Origin of the sequence: Casimicrobium huifangae (genome assembly GCF_009746125.1) — a bacterium.
GTDB lineage: Bacteria > Pseudomonadota > Gammaproteobacteria > Burkholderiales > Casimicrobiaceae > Casimicrobium > Casimicrobium huifangae.
The window spans coordinates 171,607-188,742 of sequence record NZ_CP041352.1 but is presented as its reverse complement, the minus strand read 5'-3'; the positions used below and the strand labels follow the sequence as shown (position 1 = coordinate 188,742).

Below are 17,136 nucleotides of genomic sequence, written 5' to 3'. Positions count from 1 at the left end.
GATGAATCAGGATGAACTGCTGGCACGACTCAACGGCATCGAATGGAACGATTTCGAGTGCAAGAAGGCGCAGCGCGGCGTGCCGGAAGATGCCTACAGAACTGTGTCGGCATTTGCCAATACGGCAGGCGGCTGGCTGGTGTTCGGTGTCAGTGAGGCCAATGGTCGGCTGGAAGTGACCGGGGTTGAGGAACCCGACAAGGTTCAGAACGACTTTCTGGCGGTGCTGCGTGGTGGGCAGAAGCTGAACCGGGTGATTGCGGTAGAGCCGCATCGCTTTGAGATCGACGGCAAGCATGTGTTTGCCTTCCACATCCCGGAGATGCCACGCCTGGAGAAGCCGGTTTACCTCAAGGGCGACCCGCGCCAGAGCTACCTGCGACGCGGCGCGGGCGATGAACAGTTCACCCAAAGCGAGCTGGAGCGATTTTTGCGCGACGCGGCGCAAGAGCGTTATGACGGCGTGGTGCTGACCGAGCTTGCTGCGGACTCATGCTTCGATCTGGATACCGTCAAGTGGTATCAGGCCCAGTTTGCCAGGCGTAACCCTGAACATGCCGAGATCACCGACCCGATTGCCTTCCTGCTGAACTGGAATTTCGTGGTCGAGCAAGGCGGCAAACTGCACCCCACCCGTGCGGGCGTGCTGCTGTTTGGCACGGGGCGTTTTGTGCGCCAGATTCTGCCCAGGCCGGTGCTGGACTATCAGCGCATCGACACGGCTTTTGAGCAGTGGTCTGCCGAGCAGCGCTGGCATGACCGCTATGTGTTCGAGGAGAACGTCTTTCAGACCTGGCAGGGCCTGGTGACGCGCTACATGCGCATTGCCGAGCATCCGTTCTCGCTCGATCCGGCCACCCTGCGCCGCAACGATGATCCGCCCGACTATGTGGCCTTCCGGGAAGCGGCCATCAACCTGCTGATTCACCAGGACTACGGCGACCACGGGCGCAAGGCGTCGATCAAGCTGTTTACCGACCGCACGGTGTTCTGGAACCCCGGCGATGCCTTCGCTACCGAAGCCGAATTGCTCGACCCCACTGAAAAGGAAGTGCGCAACCCGGCTATCGTAAAGGCGTTTCGCCGCATTGGATTGTCGGATCAGGCCGGCACCGGTATTCGCGCCATCTTCCGTAACTGGCATGAGCTGGGGCGCACCCCGCCCCAGTTGAAGAATGACAAGGCGCGCAAGGAATTTGAGCTGGTGCTGGTCAACAAGCCCCTGGTCAACGAGGCCATGCAGCGCTTGCGCCAAACCCTGGGGGCGAACTTGACGCCCGAGCAGGCGGATGTGCTGGCGTTGTCGCTGTCGCTGCCAGACGGCGAGCCGCTGACCCTCACGGCAATCCGCAGCCTGGGTATCAGCACCACCCAGCAAGCCCGCGCGGTGGCCGACCATCTGGTGCGGCAGCAGTTGCTCGATCCGCTCAGCGATACCCAGTTTCAGGCCCGTGAGGCGATTCGTCAGCGCTTTGCCCAAGAGGCGCAAGCGCAGGCTAGGGATCAAGCCGGGGCCAAGTCGGGACCAAGTCGGGACCAAGTCGGGCCTAAGTTGGGACTCAGTGCTGAGCAACACAGGATGTTGGCTCAGATGACCGATGAACACGATGTGGCCACCTTGATGCAGTGGGTCGGTCGCAGCAACAGGAGCAAGTTCCGCGAGGTGGTGTTGACGCCTTTGCTGGCATTGGATCTGGTCGAAATGACCATCCCCGACAAGCCACAAAGCAGCAAACAGCGCTATCGCCTGACTGCACAAGGCAAAGCGCTGCGCGATGAGGTGGGCCAATGACGCAAGCCGGGCGCGACTTCACCATCGGCGACTGGTGCTGGTTCACCCGGCAGGCATCGCCCTGCCGGGTGATCGAGCGGCAGGACGTGTGGGGCGAGGTGGCCTACCGCGTTTGGCTGCCCGCCAAGGACGCGGTGGTACGTGCACGGGCGGTTGACCTGGCCGCGCTGGAAAGCGTGCGCCCGAGTGTGGAGCAGATTCTGCACACCACAGCCGCCGCCAAGCTACTGGATGCACTGGAGGACAACCTGCTGTTGGCGCCGATCCAGTCCAGCGTGGTGCCGCTGCCGCACCAGCTCTATGCGCTAAACCGCGCCATCAGCCGCGACCGCATTCGTTACCTGCTGGCCGATGAGGTGGGCCTGGGCAAGACCATCGAGGCCGGTTTGGTGCTGCGCGAGTTGAAATTGCGTGGCCGCGTGAAGCGCATCCTGGTGGTGGCGCCCAAGGGGCTGGTACGCCAGTGGCAGGCGGAAATGCGCCTGCACTTTGGCGAGACGCTTCAGTTCATCGAGCCGTCCGAGTTGTCGGCCTTCCGGCAGTGGCGCAGCGGTGGCGCGGGCGAGGAAGATAACCTGTGGCGCATGCACGACCAGGTAATTTGCTCGCTGGACTCCGTGAAGCCCATGGAAAGTCGGCGCGGCTGGAGCCTGGAGCAACTCAACACCTACAACCGCGAGCGCTTCGAGGACCTGATCTCGGCGTCGTGGGATCTGGTCATCATCGACGAAGCCCACCGCATGGGCGGCAGTACCGAGCAGGTCGCCCGCTACAAGTTGGGCGCTGCGCTAGCCGAGGCATCGCCCTATCTCTTGCTGCTGTCGGCCACGCCGCACCAGGGCAAAACTGACCAGTTCATGCGGCTGATGCAGTTGCTGGATCGGGAAGCCTTCCCGGATGAGGGCAGCGTCAACCGTGAGCGGGTGCGGCCTTTCGTGATTCGCACCGAGAAGCGCGCATCGATCAACGCCGAAGGCCAGCCGCTGTTCAAGCCGCGCGTGACCCGGCTAAAGGCAGTGGCTTGGCAGGCACGCCACGGCGCGCAACAGCGCCTGTATGAGGCGGTGACCGACTATGTGCGCCACGGCTACAACCAGGCCATGGCGGCCAAGCAGCGCCACATCGGCTTTTTGATGATCCTGATGCAGCGGCTGGTGACATCCAGCACAGCGGCTATTCGCACCACACTGGAAAAGCGCCAGGTGCTGCTTGATGCGCCGCAGCCCCAGGCAAATCTGTTTGAGAGCATCAGTACCGATGAATGGGTGGACCTGGATGGCCAGTCACAGGTGGATCTGGCCATCCAGTCCAGCGGTTGGGAGATGGAAAAGTCTGAAGTCGAGATGTTGTTGGAACTGGCACGGGAAACTGAGGCCGCCGGTACCGATACCAAGGCTGAGGCGCTGCTGGAGCTGATCTACAAGCTGCAGCAGGAAGAAGGCGATCCGGCGCTGAAGGTGCTGATCTTCACCGAGTTCGTGCCCACCCAAGCCATGCTGGCCGACTTCCTGGAAAGCCGTGGTTTCTCGGTGACGACGCTCAACGGCAGCATGGATCTGGAAGCGCGCACCCGTGCGCAGCAGGCGTTCTCCAAGGATGTGCGCGTGCTGATCTCGACGGATGCCGGTGGTGAAGGTCTGAACCTGCAGTTCTGTCATGTCATCGTCAACTTCGACATGCCGTGGAACCCAATGCGGATCGAGCAGCGCATTGGCCGGGTGGACCGTATCGGCCAGAAACATGTGGTGCGTGCCATCAACTTCGTGCTTGAAGACACGGTAGAGCACCGCGTGCGCCAAGTGCTGGAAGAAAAACTGGAGGTCATCGCGCAGGAGTTCGGCGTCGATAAGGCGGCCGACGTGATGGACTCGGTCGAAGCTGACCCGATCTTCGACGAGCTGTTCGTTCACGGCCTGCAGAACCCGGAAGCCATCGAGCAGGAGTGCGACGCGGTGGTGTCCCAACTACGATCCACCCTGTCAGAGTCCCAGAACAACAGCGATCTGCTCACCACCGAGCACGATCTGGACGCCGAGGATGCCCGCAAGTGGCGTGATCACCCGGCGCAGTTCTGGCTGGAGCGCGCCATCATCAACGGGCTGGCTGCGCGCGGCGGTTCGGCAACGAAGGCTGGCAAAGCGTGGCGGGTGAAGTGGGCGGACGGCAGCGAGTCGGCCCAGGCCTGTTTTGACGCGCGCACGGCGGATGAGAACCCGGAGTTGGAATGGGTCACCATGGAAGACCCCCGCGCTCGGGCTGTGATCAGCGAGCTGCCGCGCTTTGTCGCCGGGCAGCCGCTGCCGGTGATCCGCGTGACGGGTTTGCCGGATTCGGTGCGCGGCATCTGGTCGCTATGGGAAATCAGCCTGGCTGCTGAAGGTTTAAGCCGCAAGCGCTTCCTGCCGGTGTTCATCAATGAGGAAGGTCGTCCCTTCGTGCCGACCGCGAAACGCGTCTGGGATTTGCTGCTGACTGAATCTGTAGATGTGCATGCCGTGACCGGTGCCGAGGCGTCGGCGAAGTGGTTTGAAGCATCCCATGCAGCGGCCGGTACCCAGGGTGAGCGGATCTTCACCGAGCTGCTGACTGAACACCGCGCCCGGCTGAAGGAAGAACGCGAACGGGCGCTGTATGCCTTCGAGGCCCGGAGCCAGGCCATTGGGCGAATCGGCCTGCCCGCCGTGCGCGAGCACCGCCGCAAGCGGCTGCAACAGGAACACGATGCACGCATGGCCGCCCTGGACGACATGGAGGCCAGCGTGCCGGATTTGAACGCCGTGATGATGGTGCGCGTCGGAGGTGAGGCATGAGCCTTTGGACGGAACGCATCCTGAGTCACTTCACGGTCGATCTCACCCGGCTGTGGGTGGCCTGCGACCCCGACGACGTGCTGTTGGACGAAAAGCTGCTAAGCGAACTGCGCAGCCGAGGCTTCGAGCTGATGCTGTACGAAGACCCATTCGCCTTCCGTGCGGAGTACGAGGAACGCTACCGCGCAGCATGGGATAGTGGTGAGCAAGGGCCAGCGCCTTCGTTGGTTCTGCATTTGCGCAGTGCCGATGCGAATGCCTTGCCGTGGGACATCGTGCATCACGGGCGTGTGGTTCGGCTCAGTCTTGCCGAGATTTTCCCCAGGCTGGCATACAGCGCGGTACAGCAAGTCGAGCCGGAGCATTTTGCCGGGCTGTTTCATGCCCACCAGACCGAATTGCAGTCTGCGCGCGGCGAGAACGAATCGAAGGACTTCATCCTCGAACACGTCTACCAGCTTGCGCCCAGGTCTATCCGTAACCCGGTGGACTTCTGGCGCGAACTGCTGCGGATGCACTTTGCCAACCGCTCGTTGCCACCGCTGTTCGCCCAACACGCGGCAAGCATCATCCAGGGCAAGGGATTATTCGCAGACCTGCCGGTCGCCACCTGGCTGACTTCCAAGAGTGCGTTGCTGCGCGTGGTGCAGGATGCGTGGTATCGCTACCTGTCGAAATTGGGGCTGGATGGCACCCGTACAGGGGAGCCGCCGTCGCCGGATTACATCGCCAAGATCGAGATTCCGTTCGACCACTCCGATGTGCAGGTGTTGGTCGATTCCATGTTTCTTGATGGCAGCTTGCATCCGCTGGCAGTGCACAGTGTTCCGGCAGGGATGCTGAGTTGGATCAAGGCCGGCATTGTTCAGGACCCGGCGGCGTTGCAGGCTTTGGTACTCAAAGGCATCGATGGTCTGATCGAGACGACGCCAACGGCAGCCTCTTCGCACAAGGACTGGAGCGAATTCGCCAAGCGTTACGGTGAAATCCTGGCCCGCATGCAGGGCCTGCCGGGCACCGAAGGCAGCGCGAGCCTGCCGGTCTTGTCTCAACAGATCGGGGAGCGGATCAAGACCTTGCAGGCGCAATCTGACGAGCGTCTGCAAGCCTGGGTCGCGGCCAAGCATTACGCCGACCTGATCCTGCAGCCGGTGAGCAAAGGCCCGGTAATGGTGCACCACGTGCCGCGCTTCTTGCGCCATCGGCGATCCGCAGGGGAAACCAAGCTCGCTTTGCTGGTTTTCGACGGGCTGGCCTTTGACCAGTGGGTGCAGATCCGCGAGCGGCTGATTGCCACCACAAAACGCTTCGCATTTGACGAGGGAACCGCGTTCGCATGGCTGCCAACCGTGACATCGGTGTCGCGCCAGGCACTGTTCTCTGGCCTGAAGCCGCGTGAGTTCGAGGACTCCATCGACCGAACGGACAAGGAGGAATCCTTGTGGAAGACGTTTTGGCAGAACGAAGGCGTCAACTCGAATGAGGTGATGTATCGGCGCGCACTGCGTCAGATCAATCAGCTCGACGCACTGGAAGCCGATTTGATCGACCGGCGCCCGAAGGTGGTGGGCCTGGTCATCGATGAGGTGGATGAGCGGCTCCACAAGGAGCGATCCAAGAAAGACGTGGCGATGTGGATCGGCAACTGGTTGACGACTGGTTTCGTTGACCGGCTGTTTTCGATGCTGCTGGACAAGGGGTTTCACATCTACCTCACGGCGGACCACGGCAACGTGGAGTCCACCGGCGTCGGCAGACCTAACCAGGGCGTGATTGCCGAGACGCGCGGCGAGCGCGTGCGGGTGTATCGGAGTGAGCCATTGCTGGCCGACTCCGCAGCGGCCTATCCCAGCACGGTCAGGCTGGACGTCGCAGGCCTTCCCGCGAACTTCATGCCCCTGTTCGCAGGCGGACGAACCGCCTTTGTGCCGGAGGGCGACCAGGTGGTGGTCCACGGCGGGGTGTCGGTCGAAGAACTGATCGTGCCCTTTGTGAAAGTCAGTTATGTGATAGGTACCGAATGAATTCATCAGCCCCAAAAATAGGCTTTGATCGGTTCATTCAGCTTGATTGGGCGGCTGCGGCACTGAATATACGTGCAGGCGTGGCTGGGCTAGATGATCTGAATGCACTGCTCGATGCAGCCGAGCTTGGCGTGGAAGCCAAGAAGAAAACGCGCACCGTGTTGAATCGGCTGTGGCTGGAGCCGCGTGCCGAACTGGTCGATTACGCCGATCGCGGCGTGGCCATCCACAAGACGCAGCCGGACATTCCCATCTCAGCATTGTGCTGGGGCATGTCCGTGGCGACGTACCCGTTCTTTGGCAAGGTGGCCGAGCTGGTGGGCCGCCTGTCCGCTATCCAGGGCGACTGCGCAGCCGCCGAAGTGCATCGGCGCATGAGCGAAACCTATGGGGAGCGCGAAGGCACCCGACGCATGACCAACATGGTGATTCAGAGTCAGGCGAGCTGGGGCGCGGTGGAACGGGTCGAGAAAGGCAAGCGGGTCATTCGCCTGCCACAGACGGGCATCGACAACGATGCACTCACGGTTTGGCTGATCGAAGCTGTCGTGCGCTACGCCGGCAAGCCGGTTTCAGTGCCCAGCCTGCAGTCGCTGCCCGTGCTGTTCCCGTTCAACTTGACGCGGCCTTTGGCTTACTTGGTGGCGAACAGCCCGAGCCTCACCCTCCGGTCGGAAGGACCGAGTAACCAGTTTGTCGCGTTGCGAGGCACGATTTGATGTGAGCGGCTTGCAGCTGAGACTCTGCGTGCCAGACCACGCGATGAAGACGGGCACATGAAAGAACATGGACAGAATCGAAATCGACACTTGGGCAAGCATCAGCGCGGAAAGTTGGAGCTCCCTCCTTCTGGGCAACGGCGCCAGCATCGCCATCCACAAGGAGTTTGCATATCCAACACTTCACAGCGTTGCCGACGCAAAAGGGTTGCTCGCAACCACTGCGCCAATATTCGCCAAGCTCGGGACGACTGACTTTGAGCATGTGTTGCTCGCATGCTGGTATGCGGAGCACGTCAACGCCGCCCTGGGATCACCGTCTGCCGACATCTCTGCGGCTTATGCGGAAGTGCGCACGGCATTGGTCGAAGCTGTGCACAGTGTGCATCCGATACATGCCGATGTCGCCGCCGACCTACAACGGATGGGTGCGTTTGCCAGCGTTTTTCCGACCGTCGTTAGCCTGAACTACGATCTCACCCTGTACTGGGCCATGCTGCTGTTCAATGCGGCAAATGGCAGCTGGTTCAAGGATGCGTTCCACGGCGGCGAGTTCCAGACAGACTGGGAATATCTGCGGCGGCCCTATGGGCCTGCTGGAGGAGCAACATTGGTTTTCTATCCTCACGGCAGTCTTGCGGTTGCGCGTAACTACCTTGGTGATGAGACAAAGCTCGCAGTTGGGGCAGGATCTGCAGGTGACTTGCTTGACACGATCACCCGCAGGTGGGCGTCCGGGCACTATGTGCCGGTGTTCGTTAGCGAGGGAACCAGTCAGCAGAAGGTCGCTGCGATCCGCCGGAGTCACTATCTGACGAATGTGTATGAGGAGGTGCTGCCGGCGCTCGGGGAGGGTCTGGTCGTCTATGGCTGGAGCTTTGACGAACGAGACCAACATGTGCTTGATGCCATCGCGGCGAATAAGCCAAAGCGAATGGCCGTCTCGGTTTTCACTGGTCAGCCAGATGGAGATCAGCAAGCGTTCTGCCACCAAGTTCTGAAGGCTGCTGGCCGATCCTTGCCTGCCACAGATGTGACGTTCTTCGATTCGCGAAGCCCAGGTTGCTGGAACAATCCATGACCTGCTTAGCGATGAGCCTCAGCCGAGCGAATCTCGCGCAGGGGCCGGTGTGCAGATGGCGGCAGCCACGAGCAATTGCACAGGAAGTTCGCGTAAATTATGCCAGCTTCAAGAATGGGTTATTTGCAGGCGCATCACTGAATATCGAGCTGGGTTCGAGAAGCAGATAGCCATGTAGCTTCCGTGATTTTCTGGGGCCAGTGACTTCGCATGTCCAGATGTTCAACCCGCTGGATTGCTTGCGATGCAATTGCAGCCGCTCGAAGCGCTTCTGCACCCACTGCCAATCCTGCAGGCTCTCCTGCCTGGCCAGTTTGCCTACCTGCGGATGTTCCTGCGCATAGCGCTGAAATACGCCCGGGCTGACCAGGTAGGCGGTGTCGCTCACGGTATGCACTAGCGCTTTCGCATCGTTGATGATGAGTCGCCGCGTGGCGATGCCCTGTTTCAGCCACGCCATGAAGTGCTCGCCGGATGGCTGTGCCGTCGAGGACGTGAAGGCCGGCCGCGAAGGCGAAGCGGCGGCCAAGGTCGGTAGGGGCGTATCGGAAAGAACGATGGGTGTTTCGTCCGGGGCGGTTTCCACATCTTGATCGGTGGTTGGCGAATTTCCCGTTCCCGCCATCGCCAGTATGTCCTCCATGACGTCGGGGCTGGCCGGGGCCTTGGATGGAGGGGCCGATGCGATGCCACTACCTTCCGCTGGCGGAGCGTTTTGGTTCTCCAAAGCGGACGTCGCGCCGTCCGCAGAAAGGATGGCCGCTACCTCGGCATCTTCACCTGCGGGGGGCGTGTCGATCGTCACCGTCCCGGCAAAGAGCACCGGTCGCTCACCAGATTCCCAGATCAGCGCGGGTGCCAGCCGTAGCAACGTAAACGAGTGGATCCAGCCGGTGGAACTGGTCACGGTAGCACGCCAGATCGCCTTGCCGTCTGCTGTGGGCTGCAACATGCCGTGATCCTGCAGCACGTTGAACACGGCGGTGTTGTTCGCAGGAATACCGTCAATGCCCTGGGATAGCAGATGCGCCCGAAGCTTGTCCGAGACCGTCTTGCTGACCAGCCACAAACCATCCTCGGTGAGCCAGCCATCGGAGGCTTCGGGCTGGTTCAGCTTCAACTCCTCCTTGAGCAGGTAACGCAGTCCGTCGAGCAGCTTGCGTTGCAGCGCGTGCTTGGGCGCGGCCATGGCGCGTGTGGGGTCGCCGCCCAGTTCCTGGGCCACGGAAGCACGGTCGGCCTGCACCACCAATTCGCCCAGCACCCCGGCGTGCTCGTACTGCCCGGCCAGAACGTAGAGCAGTGACGCCCACAGCGACGGATAGCAGCTGAGCCAGTCCAGGACTTCGAGGTCAAGCAGTTGCCGGTAGAGCAAGCCTGTCGCGGCGCCGTGGAGCCGGTACTCGCGATCGTCACGATAGCGGAAGCGGTATGGCTGGTGCAGCGGGCCGTGCCACGGGTGCCAAGTGCTGCCGTCGGCCTGTTCGACGTGCAGATCGACGGCGATCTTGCCGATGTCGTGCAGCAGTGCGGCATAGGCGACGGCAGCAGTCCACGCCTCGGCTTGCGCGGCCTGATCCTCGGGGTTGGCGCCGATGGGCAGCAAATGGGACTGCCGCAGCTTCAGGCTGTAGGCGACGATTTCCAGGCCGTGGTCAATCATGCCGCCTGGGTAAGCGTGGTGATGCGCCTCGGATGCAGGGAAAGCCTGAACCAACTCGGCATAACGTTCCAGCGGCGCGCGGTACAGCGCGGCGAACTGCTTGCGCGAGAGCGAGGTGCGCTGCCAGATGTGTTCCAGCAGCTTCTGCCGGCGCGGTGTCGCCAGCAGCGATGCGGCCGATTCCGGCCAGATCAGCCCTTTCGGGAGGTCGGTGGTGGGTGCTGGCGATGGAGCGGCAGCGACCGAGGTCCGTTTTCGCTGGAACAGAGAGAGCATGTGGGTGTCCTGATGGCGGGCCAAGCGGGAGGCCTTTTCGCCTTTTCGGGTAGGGCCTTTCCCCTTGCACCCCATTCCCTTGCCATTTCGGCCCTTTGGCCTTCAACCGTTTCGGTATAGCGGGGCGTGGATTGCGGCTCCAGCGTCAATGTGGAACCCGCTCGAATGGATTGGACGGCGACCCGGCGCTGGCGCTGGCGCTGCGGGAACGCAGCTTCCGCCAAGTAGGTTGGCCTCATTCAGGGGGTTGAACCACAAACCGCCGAAATTTCCGTCTGACGACCTGACGATCACCCAGCAAGCTGCTTGATGCGCTCGGCCAGACGGCCGAAAACCTCGTTCACGTATTCCAGCACCTTGGATTCTGCGCCCTGTGAGCGCAGCGATTCTTTGAAGGCATTTAGGTCGGACAGCCATTGCCGATGCAGGCGGCCCAGTTCGTCGAGCTGAGGCCGGAAGACTTGGAGATTGCCGCTTGCACGAAATGCCTGGTAGCCGCGCTCAAGCGTGGCTGCCGTGGTCAGCAGTTGCGCGCTCATCTGCTTGTGCTGCTCGGAGAACTCAGCCATGCCGTCATAGGGCCGCGAAGCCTTGCGGCGCTCGGCTTCGGAAGCCTCTTCCATGATGCGGGCGTAGCTATAGAACCCTGGGAACTCGCGGGACAGCGCCATGAGCTGCTGGTCGGATGTGCCGATCCAAATCCTATGCAGGTCTGGCCCGTACCCCATCATGCGATTGATGATGGCATGGGCTTCGCTGACACCCTGGGCGGCAAGCTGCTGCATGTGCTGATCGATCTTCGCGGCCAGTCGGCGGAATTCGTTCATGCTCATCAGTAGCCCGCTTCTTTCTGATGCCGGAATGCCAGGATGTAGACCGCATCGGCGTCAGGTTCATGGCGGTACAGGGCTACATAGCCGGAATCCCCGAAGGCAATAACCAGTTCACGCAACTCCGGCATTTCAGGGAACGGGCGGCCAATGTCGGGAGCCGTTTCCAGCAGCAGGAATTGCCGTTCGATGGCCTGACCGGCTCGCCTGGCGGCATCCGGGGCCTTGGTGGCCAGGAACTTCCGGCATCGCTCCAGGCCTTCGGCTGCGCCCTCGGTGACGATTACTTGTGGCACTCAGGCACCGCCCTTTCGTCTTCGGTGCCCCAGGTGTTCAACCAAGTGCGCACTTCCTGGCCAGTCAGGTGCCGACCGGTTTCCTGATAGGCAGCCCAGGAAGCCAAGGCTTCCTGCTTGAAGCTCTCGCGGGCTTCCTCGCGCTCGACGTATTGCTGAATGGCTTCCAGCATGATCCAGTGCGGCGAGCGACGGCGCTGGCCGGCGAGGTGGTGGACGCGGCCTTTCAGCGTCTCGTCAATTTTGAGTGATGTTGCCATTGCAATTCTCCTATCACTTGGTGATACCAAGTGATAATATAGCTCTTTTGGCCCTGTCCGTCAAACGAACATTAGCCGGCCAAGTTGGAGGGTGTCCGAAAATTTACTTGATAAACGGGTTGTTGGACATTAAGATAGTCGGACGGAATGACGGACACAAGGATGGCGATGGCACTGATCGGTTATGCGCGGGTATCGACAGCGGAACAGGATACCGCTTTGCAAACGGATGCGTTGCGCAAGGCGGGCTGCGAGCGCATTTTCGAGGACACTGCTTCCGGGGCCAAGGCTGACCGGCCAGGCTTGGCTGACGCGCTGGCCTACTTGCGCGACGGCGACGTGCTTGCCGTCTGGCGACTGGATCGACTCGGGCGCTCCATGCCACACCTGATCGAGACGATAGGCGCGATGGAAGCGCGAGGCGTCGGCTTCCGTTCGCTCACGGAAGCAATCGACACCACCACGCCAGGCGGGCGGCTCATTTTCCACGTGTTCGGTGCGCTGGGTCAGTTCGAGCGCGATTTGATCCGCGAGCGCACCAAGGCCGGGTTGACCGCTGCTGCCGCTCGAGGGAGAAAAGGCGGGCGCAAGCCGGTTATTACCGCTGACAAATTGCAGCAGGCGCGTAAGCACATCGCCAACGGGCTAAACGTTCGGGAAGCCGCTACACGACTCAAGGTGAGCAAAACGGCGCTGTACACCGCGCTGCAATCCGCCCACGCGGCGTCACCGCAATGACCGCTAAGAGCGAGCGCTTGAGCGTCTTGTCGGATGCCGAGCAAGAGGCTCTGTACGGCGTACCCAACTTTGACGAGGGCCAGCAACTGGAATACCTCGCGCTGTCGGAAGCCGAACTGGCGCTGGCCACGAGTCGCTCTGGCCTGCACGCCCAGGTGCATTGCATTCTGCAAATCGGCTATTTCAAGGCCAAGCGCGCATTCTTCACGTTCGACTGGGACGAGGTGGCTGAGGACTCCTCCTTCGTCATCAGTCGGTATTTCCAAGACCAGGCGGTGGCGCTGCTGCCCATCTCCAAACACGAACGCTATGCCCAGCGTGACGGTATCACGGCATTGGCCGGGTACCAGTCCTGGTCTTCGACCAGTCTTCCCTGGATCGCATCGCTGGCCGCGCAACTGGTGCGCCGTGATGTGACGCCCAGTTTCGTGGCCATGGAATTGGTCGCCGCGCTGGGCGAGCGCAAGATCATCCGACCGGGCTACACCACCCTACAGGAGATTGTCAGTGGCGCATTGAGCGCCGAGCGTCGCCGCCTTGGGGCCTTGCTCGATGGCCTGCTGGACGAACCCCTCAAGGCAGCATTGGCGCAGTTGCTGGTGCACGAAGACACCCTCTCCGAGTTGGCTGTCCTCAAGCAGGACGCCAAGAACTTTGGCCACCAGCACATGAACCGCGAACGGGACAAGCGCGAAATGCTGGCACCGCTGCACCACGCCGCCAAAGAGCTGCTGCCCCGGCTGGAAATCTCCCGGCAAAACCTGCTGTACTACGCCAGCCTGGTGAACTACTACACCGTGTTTGACCTGCGCCGCCTAAAGCCCGAGCAAACCCGTCTGTACCTGCTGTGCTTCGCCTGGCTGCGCTACCGACAATTCACCGACAACCTGGTGGCGGCGATGAACCATCTCGTGCGTCACTATGAGGCCGAAACCAAGGCGCACGCCCAAAAGCGCACCCTGCATGAACAGGTGGCGCAGTTGCGCAATAACCGCAAGGTCGGGCGGCTGCTCCTGCTGTACGTGGACGACCAGGTGGCCGACAGCGAGCTATTCGGTACGGTGCGCCGCCGCGCCTGGCGGATCATGGGCAAGGATGAGGTGCTGGCCGTGGGCGAGCACATGAGCACCAAGCAGCTCAGCTCCCTGGCGCTGCGCTGGGAAGCCATCGACAAGCTTGGCGTGCGGGTGCGCCTGAACCTGCGGCCGATCTTTGCCGCCGTGGATTTCTGTGGAGAACCAGACAACCCCTGGCTACAAGCGCTGGCGTGGATCAAGGTCGTATTTGCACGCCAGCAAAGGCCGTCGCAATGCCCCTTGTCCGAATGCCCAGCCGATACCTTGCCGGTGCGCCTGCGCTCCTTTTTGCTGGACAGCGATGATGCCGGTAACCCGGTGGCCCTCAACGATACACGTTATGAATTCTGGCTGTACCACCAGCTTGCCAAACGCTTGCGCACCGGCGATATCTACATAGACGACAGCTTGCAGCACCGCCGCCTGGCCGACGAGTTGGTACCGCCGGACAAATGCGCCCCGCTCTTGGCGCAAATGGACGCGGACATTGCCTGGTTGCGCCAACCCGTTGGCCCGCGCTTGGAGGCATTGGCCGAGGAATTGCGCAAACAGTGGCGCACCTTCAATTCGGATCTGCGCCTGGGGAAGCTGCCGCACCTGGAGTTCGACGCTACACGTCAGCGGCTGATTTGGCATAAGCCCAAGGCCGAGGACAGCCCCGATGCGCCGGACAGCTTTTATGGACGTTTGCCCCTGACCGACATTGCCGACGTGCTGCGCTTCGTGGATGGTCAGTGCCAATTCCTGTCGGCCCTCACGCCGCTGCAACCGCGCTACGTCAAGCAGGGAGCCGAAGCCAATAACCTTCTGGCTGTCATTACGGCGATGGCCATGAATCACGGTATCCGCGTCATGGCGCGCACCAGCGACATATCGCACCGCGTCCTGGAAAATGCCCACCGTCAGTATCTACGCTTGTCCACGCTGCAAGCAGCCAATGACTGCATCAGCAATGCCATCGCCCAGCTGCCGATCTTCGAGCACTTCTCGTTTGATATGGGGGTGCTATACGGTAGTGTGGATGGGCAGAAATTCAGCATGGAGCGGCCCAATATCCAGGCTCGGTATTCGCGTAAATACTTCGGTCGTGGCAAGGGTGTGGTGGCCTACACGCTGCTGTGCAACCATGTGCCGCTGCAAGGCTGGGTGATTGGGGCACATGAATACGAGGGTCACTATGCCTTTGACGTGTGGTACCGCAACACCTCGGACATCAAGCCCACGGTGGTCACGGGTGATATGCACAGCGTCAACAAGGCCAACTTTGCCATCTTCGACTGGTTTGGTGGGGCCTTTGCGCCACGCTTTACCGACGCCAATGCCCAGTTCAAGGAGATGTATTGCGTCGATGATCCGGCCCTGTATGAAAAGTACCTGGTCAAGCCCGCCGGGCGCATTGACCTTCAAGCCATCGAAACTGGAAAAGATGGCATCGACCAGATCGTGGTCACGCTGGCATTCAAAGATATGACGCAAGCGGCACTCATTCGCAAGATTTGCACCTACAGCACCTCCAATCCCACGCGGCGGGCGGTGTTCGAGTATGACAAGCTGATTCGCAGCATTTACACCCTGCGCTACCTGCGCGATCCGCAGTTGCAGCGCAACGTGCACCGCTCACAAAACCGCCTTGAGTCCTACCACCAGTTGCGGGCAGCCATTGCCCAGGTGGGCGGCAAGAAGGAGCTGACGGGCCAGACGGACATCGATATTGAGATCAGCAATCAGTGTGGTCGCCTGGTGGCCAACGCCATCATCTACTACAACGCGGCCATCCTGTCGCGTTTGCTGGAACGCTGCAAGGGCAAGCCCAAGGCTTTGGCGTTCATCATATCCACCTCGCCGGTGGCATGGCGGCACCTACTGATGGGCGGACATTACACCTTCGATGACGGCGGTAAAGCGATCGACTTGGATGTGCTGCTTGACGGTCTGGATTTGGAGTGACGGAAATTTCGGCGGTTTGTGGTTCAACCCCCATTCAGACGGTTCTGAGTTGATAAATGCGACAAAGGCGACTAAATTGACTTCTGTCTCAAACCTACTTGGGGGATGGCCATGCCCGCTGCCATTGAATTCATTGCCGACCGTCTGCCGCGAGTCACGGTGAAGGATGTGCGTCGCTTCGCGGATACCGTCGAAATCCGGGACGCCAAGGCTTTCGCGGCCGAGTTGCAGGCGTTCGTCCACGAGCGTGTGGTGGCAGTGAAACTACCCGCTAATCTGGAGGGGGAGACGGTGGAACAGGCCCTTGCACGCAAGGCAGCCGCGCTGCGTGCCGACACGCGCTGGCCACCGAGTAAAACCGACGTCCAGCGTGGCCGCGCCGTGCTGCTGGAAACCTTCAACCTGCCGCACAACCTGCCGATCCCCGAGTTCGCAAAACTTGCGGACAAGTCCCGCCAGCAGATCTACAAGGACATCGTTGCCCGTCGGCTGCTGGCGTTGAACGTGGGGCCGCGCGGTCAGAAGCTGCCTGACTGGCAGCTCGACCCGGTGAAGCAGCAGTTGACCCAAACCGTGCTTCAGGAGGTCGAGGGCATCGACCACTGGACGATCTACCGCGCACTGTCCGAACCGCTCGAAGGCTTAGGCTGTCGCTCGCCGGTGGAGGCGGTGACGCATGGCACGATCGACGACGTGGCCGAGGCGGTGTTCAACGTGCTGGGCGTCCAGGTGCATTGAAGTCATAAACCGCGAGTTGCCGTCTCTCATTGACTTGGTAAGGATATTTCCTTACAATGCAGACATTGCGATCAGGAGAGCCTCCATGCCTGCCATTCACGAAGTTGCCACGCTGACCTCCAAAGGCCAGATCACGCTGCCCAAGTCCATCCGGCAGGCGCTGGGGGTGGATACGGGCGGCAAAGTTGCGTTCGACCTGCGCGGCGGCGAAGTCGTCGTCACCCGTGCTGACGCCGAGCATGAAGACCCTGCCATTGCCGCGTTCCTGACCCTGCTGGCCCGCGATATTGAAGCGGGCCGGAATGTGCGCGGCCTGCCCGAGGATCTGGCTCGCACAATGCTGGAGCACGTGGGACACAAGGTGGACCTGGGCGATGATTTCGATGAGGACGTGGAAATCTGATGCAACAGCATGGCTGGACACTGCTGTTCCACGACAACCTGATCGAGCAGATGATGAAGCTGCGCGCGGCCGTGCTGCGCGCCCAAGACAACGACCCGGAAGGGTTCGGATCGAACGCCAACGTCAAGTTCTTCCGGGTCTTGGTTCAGCTGATACAAGACGTGGTGCCGAGTGATCCGGCGCGCGACGAGTACCGTCAAGGCAACACCATGGGGCCGGCCTATCGCCATTGGCGGCGGGCCAAGATCGGAAGGCGATACCGGCTGTTCTTCCGCTACGACTCGAAGGCGAAGGTCATCGTGTACGCCTGGGTCAACGATGAACAGACCCTGCGGTCTTCGGGAAGCAAATCAGACCCGTATGCCGTGTTCGAGAAGATGCTCGGGCGCGGGAACCCGCCGGACGAATGGATCGCATTGGTACAGGCAAGCAAGCAGGATTGGAGCAAACTGGAATAGGTATTCCTCAAGTAGCAGGTGACGA

At 61.2% G+C, this 17,136-nt stretch carries 14 protein-coding genes; 10 read left to right on the top strand and 4 right to left on the bottom strand.

From position 1 onward, the window contains the following. Window position 1 precedes the first annotated feature (1 nt). From FKL89_RS00875 to FKL89_RS00855, 5 genes are all read left to right on the top strand, one after another. Window positions 2-1,792 (top strand): Fic family protein, encoded by a 1,791-nt coding sequence (locus FKL89_RS00875; RefSeq protein ID WP_156860855.1) that lies wholly within the window; start codon window positions 2-4, stop codon window positions 1,790-1,792. Further along, entirely contained in the window at window positions 1,789-4,602 is a 2,814-nt protein-coding gene (locus FKL89_RS00870) for a DEAD/DEAH box helicase (RefSeq protein ID WP_156860854.1), read from the top strand. Before FKL89_RS00875 ends, FKL89_RS00870 begins: the two co-directional genes overlap by 4 nt. Next, window positions 4,599-6,626, top strand: a complete 2,028-nt coding sequence (gene pglZ / locus FKL89_RS00865) for a BREX-3 system phosphatase PglZ (RefSeq protein WP_033990567.1) — start codon at window positions 4,599-4,601, stop codon at window positions 6,624-6,626. Before FKL89_RS00870 ends, pglZ begins: the two co-directional genes overlap by 4 nt. Then, window positions 6,623-7,345 (top strand): hypothetical protein, encoded by a 723-nt coding sequence (locus FKL89_RS00860; RefSeq protein WP_033990568.1) that lies wholly within the window; start codon window positions 6,623-6,625, stop codon window positions 7,343-7,345. The genes pglZ and FKL89_RS00860 overlap by 4 nt, the downstream gene beginning before the upstream one ends. Before the next feature lie 67 nt (window positions 7,346-7,412). After that, window positions 7,413-8,426 (top strand): DUF4917 family protein, encoded by a 1,014-nt coding sequence (locus tag FKL89_RS00855; protein WP_022580065.1) that lies wholly within the window; start codon window positions 7,413-7,415, stop codon window positions 8,424-8,426. Between the two features lie 97 nt (window positions 8,427-8,523). Here the strand turns inward: FKL89_RS00855 and mobH are convergent, their stop codons facing one another. From mobH to FKL89_RS00835, 4 genes are all read right to left on the bottom strand, one after another. Beyond that, window positions 8,524-10,365, bottom strand: coding sequence for a MobH family relaxase (mobH, locus tag FKL89_RS00850; protein ID WP_156864499.1), 1,842 nt, complete (start codon window positions 10,363-10,365; stop codon window positions 8,524-8,526). 290 nt (window positions 10,366-10,655) lie between these two features. Then, on the bottom strand, window positions 10,656-11,192 hold the full coding sequence (locus tag FKL89_RS20275) for a transposase (RefSeq protein ID WP_156864498.1): 537 nt from the start codon (window positions 11,190-11,192) through the stop codon (window positions 10,656-10,658). 5 nt (window positions 11,193-11,197) lie between these two features. After that, a complete protein-coding gene (locus FKL89_RS00840) occupies window positions 11,198-11,491 on the bottom strand; it encodes a type II toxin-antitoxin system RelE/ParE family toxin (RefSeq protein ID WP_156860853.1) in 294 nt (97 codons plus the stop codon). After that, the gene (locus FKL89_RS00835) at window positions 11,479-11,751 is read right to left on the bottom strand and encodes a CopG family ribbon-helix-helix protein (RefSeq protein ID WP_156860852.1); all 273 of its coding nucleotides are present in this window, start codon (window positions 11,749-11,751) and stop codon (window positions 11,479-11,481) included. Before FKL89_RS00835 ends, FKL89_RS00840 begins: the two co-directional genes overlap by 13 nt. Before the next feature lie 168 nt (window positions 11,752-11,919). Between FKL89_RS00835 and FKL89_RS00830 the strand changes: the two genes are divergently transcribed. The 5 genes from FKL89_RS00830 (at window position 11,920) to FKL89_RS00810 (ending at window position 17,111) form a co-directional block, all read left to right on the top strand. Beyond that, a complete protein-coding gene (locus FKL89_RS00830; RefSeq protein ID WP_156864497.1) occupies window positions 11,920-12,489 on the top strand; it encodes a recombinase family protein in 570 nt (189 codons plus the stop codon). Further along, a complete protein-coding gene (locus FKL89_RS00825) occupies window positions 12,486-15,512 on the top strand; it encodes a Tn3 family transposase (RefSeq protein ID WP_156860851.1) in 3,027 nt (1,008 codons plus the stop codon). The genes FKL89_RS00830 and FKL89_RS00825 overlap by 4 nt, the downstream gene beginning before the upstream one ends. A gap of 111 nt (window positions 15,513-15,623) precedes the next feature. After that, complete coding sequence (locus FKL89_RS00820; protein ID WP_106685585.1) at window positions 15,624-16,250, top strand: integrase; 627 nt, start codon at window positions 15,624-15,626, stop codon at window positions 16,248-16,250. Between the two features lie 85 nt (window positions 16,251-16,335). Then, window positions 16,336-16,653 (top strand): type II toxin-antitoxin system PrlF family antitoxin, encoded by a 318-nt coding sequence (locus tag FKL89_RS00815; RefSeq protein WP_033990572.1) that lies wholly within the window; start codon window positions 16,336-16,338, stop codon window positions 16,651-16,653. Next, entirely contained in the window at window positions 16,653-17,111 is a 459-nt protein-coding gene (locus tag FKL89_RS00810) for a type II toxin-antitoxin system YhaV family toxin (RefSeq protein ID WP_156860850.1), read from the top strand. The genes FKL89_RS00815 and FKL89_RS00810 overlap by 1 nt, the downstream gene beginning before the upstream one ends. Window positions 17,112-17,136 lie beyond the last annotated feature (25 nt).

Excerpts from the sequence above, each read along its gene's own strand:
- FKL89_RS00875 (WP_156860855.1), top strand. The coding sequence starts at position 2 with ATGAATCAGGATGAACTGCTGGCACGACTCAACGGCATCGAATGGAAC.
- FKL89_RS00870 (WP_156860854.1), top strand. The coding sequence starts at position 1,789 with ATGACGCAAGCCGGGCGCGACTTCACCATCGGCGACTGGTGCTGGTTC.
- pglZ (WP_033990567.1), top strand. The coding sequence starts at position 4,599 with ATGAGCCTTTGGACGGAACGCATCCTGAGTCACTTCACGGTCGATCTC.
- FKL89_RS00860 (WP_033990568.1), top strand. The coding sequence starts at position 6,623 with ATGAATTCATCAGCCCCAAAAATAGGCTTTGATCGGTTCATTCAGCTT.
- FKL89_RS00855 (WP_022580065.1), top strand. The coding sequence starts at position 7,413 with ATGGACAGAATCGAAATCGACACTTGGGCAAGCATCAGCGCGGAAAGT.
- mobH (WP_156864499.1), bottom strand. The coding sequence starts at position 10,365 with ATGCTCTCTCTGTTCCAGCGAAAACGGACCTCGGTCGCTGCCGCTCCA.
- FKL89_RS20275 (WP_156864498.1), bottom strand. The coding sequence starts at position 11,192 with ATGAACGAATTCCGCCGACTGGCCGCGAAGATCGATCAGCACATGCAG.
- FKL89_RS00835 (WP_156860852.1), bottom strand. The coding sequence starts at position 11,751 with ATGGCAACATCACTCAAAATTGACGAGACGCTGAAAGGCCGCGTCCAC.
- FKL89_RS00830 (WP_156864497.1), top strand. The coding sequence starts at position 11,920 with ATGGCACTGATCGGTTATGCGCGGGTATCGACAGCGGAACAGGATACC.
- FKL89_RS00825 (WP_156860851.1), top strand. The coding sequence starts at position 12,486 with ATGACCGCTAAGAGCGAGCGCTTGAGCGTCTTGTCGGATGCCGAGCAA.
- FKL89_RS00820 (WP_106685585.1), top strand. The coding sequence starts at position 15,624 with ATGCCCGCTGCCATTGAATTCATTGCCGACCGTCTGCCGCGAGTCACG.
- FKL89_RS00815 (WP_033990572.1), top strand. The coding sequence starts at position 16,336 with ATGCCTGCCATTCACGAAGTTGCCACGCTGACCTCCAAAGGCCAGATC.
- FKL89_RS00810 (WP_156860850.1), top strand. The coding sequence starts at position 16,653 with ATGCAACAGCATGGCTGGACACTGCTGTTCCACGACAACCTGATCGAG.